General features: G+C 72.0%; 1 protein-coding gene and 1 pseudogene. Both read right to left on the bottom strand.

Features of this window, described 5'->3' with window-relative positions:
* A pseudogene (locus tag FOE67_RS24300) lies at positions 1-757 on the bottom strand (hypothetical protein); the annotation flags it as partial.
* Positions 754-1,911, bottom strand: a 1,158-nt coding sequence (locus FOE67_RS24295; protein ID WP_228474238.1) for an FxsB family cyclophane-forming radical SAM/SPASM peptide maturase, incomplete at its 5' end; no start/stop codon positions are given. The pseudogene FOE67_RS24300 and the gene FOE67_RS24295, both read right to left, overlap by 4 nt.

The raw sequence follows: 1,911 nt of genomic DNA, 5'->3' as shown, positions 1-1,911 counted from the left end.
CCCCCGGCAGGCGCCCCCGCGTGACCCGCGGGAAGACGTTCCGGTAGGGATCGAGGTCCTCCAGTGAAATCCGCAGGTCGTCGTCGCCTCCCCGGGAGGGAAGGGTGATGAGGTGACGGGGCCACCACAGGGGGGCGTCGGCCGACGCGCGACGGGTCGATGGATTCCCCCGGGGCAGGAGGTCGTCGATTTCCCCCGCTGTGCCGGATGCGGTCCCCTCGTCCCCCGCCGCGATGAACCGATCGAGAACGGCGGGGATCGTTGTCGGATCCCCCCGCGCCCCCTCGGGGAGACGGAGGGCTCCCAGGCCGGGGAGGACGACGAGACCGTTCCGCGGAGGAGGACACACCTCCGGGGGCAGCCGGGCCCGCACGGCCGCCGCGGCGGCGATGCCCACCAGGTGGGACAGGTGCGCCCGGGCGGCGGTGCGGTTCCCCTCCTCTTCCCGGGCGTGCAGGTCCCGGAGCGTCCGATGGGCCCATACACCCGTGTAGGGGTGACGCAAGACCTCCTCGAGCGCCGGTCGCGCCACGGCGTCGACCTCTTCCAGGAGGCGCACCGCGGAAGCGCCCCCGACCTCCCGCCAGGTGAGGGGGAAGCGGTCCGCGGCCCGTCGGGCGATGGCACGCACCTGGAGTCGACGTCGGGTCACGACCCCCCGGCGCAGGACGGCCAGGCCCTCCTCGTCGGGCCGCGCCCGGGCCATCGCGTCGAGGGAACCCGGGGGAAGGGAGAGAGGGGGCAGTGAGGCGATCATCCCGTCGACCTCGTCACGGTGGGAAGGTCACGGGCCAGGCGCTCCCGAATCGACGTGATCAGCATGAACAGGTCGGCGCAGTACACCGACGGATTGTCGAAACCCGTCATCGGGTGATACCGGTGGGCGGGCAGACCTCCTCCGCACACCCTCCCCACGGGACAGCGCCGGCAACTCCCGGCCGGCACCGCCGGGGGGAGGCCCCGGTGCGAGGGGGCGAGCAGGGGGACCACCTGGTCGAAGTCGTGTGTCAGGACATGCGTCCCCGTCGCCACGGCCCCCGGGTACGCGGAGAGCAGGGAGTCCGGTCGTTCGATCGAACCTCCCGTCCCCACCACCAGAAAGCCGGGCGCGGAGAGACCGAGCCCCTCGGAGCTTCCCCTCCCTCCCAGCAACATGGTCATGATGTCCTCGAAGATCCGGACGCGGGTCTCCCGCCGAGGGGCTCCGTACCACTGATCGAAGACGGTGAGCAGCCAGCGGGCGTACGGGGTGGTCGCCGGATCGTGGTCGGGCGGTGGGTGTTCCCGGTTGGCGTGGGGAAGCAACAGATCGATGCGCGGTGGTCGGTGGCGCACCAGCCCTCGGTACACCCTCAACGGGTCGTTGCGCGGGTCCACGGTGCACAACACCCCGGCGTACAGGTGACGGTAGCGGGGGGCGCGCAGCAGGCGCAGGGCTCGCACCACCGCGTCGTGACTGCTTCTCCCGTCGGCGTGACGGCGATGGCGGTCGTTCGCCTCGCGGTCCCCGTCCAGGCTCACGCCGACCCGGACGTCGTGGGCGCGGAACAGCTCCAGCCACGCCTCGTCCAACAGCAGTCCGTTGGTCTGGACGACCAGTCGAAGGTCGGTGTGGCGAGCCGGGGCGGCGAGGAGCCCGATCAGCCGACTCACCGCGGGAACGCCCGCCAACAGGGGCTCGCCCCCGTGGAGGACCACGGTCACGGACGGGGGGCGGTGGCGGGCGGTGTACCGGGTCAGGCGGTGGGCCAGGGCCTCCATGATCCGGGGTGACATGCCGCGTGGTTCGTCGCGCCACCGGTCGTCGGGCGAGGTGTACACGTAACAGTGATCACAGGACAGGTTGCACCGACTGTGGATCTTCACCACGAATTCCCGGGGGAGAACCGGAACCGGGGCGGGGGACCGGGG

The organism is Streptomyces calidiresistens (assembly GCF_014141525.1).
In the GTDB taxonomy this organism is placed as follows: Bacteria; Actinomycetota; Actinomycetes; order Streptomycetales; family Streptomycetaceae; genus Streptomyces; species Streptomyces calidiresistens.
This window is presented reverse-complemented; position numbering and strand designations above follow the sequence as displayed.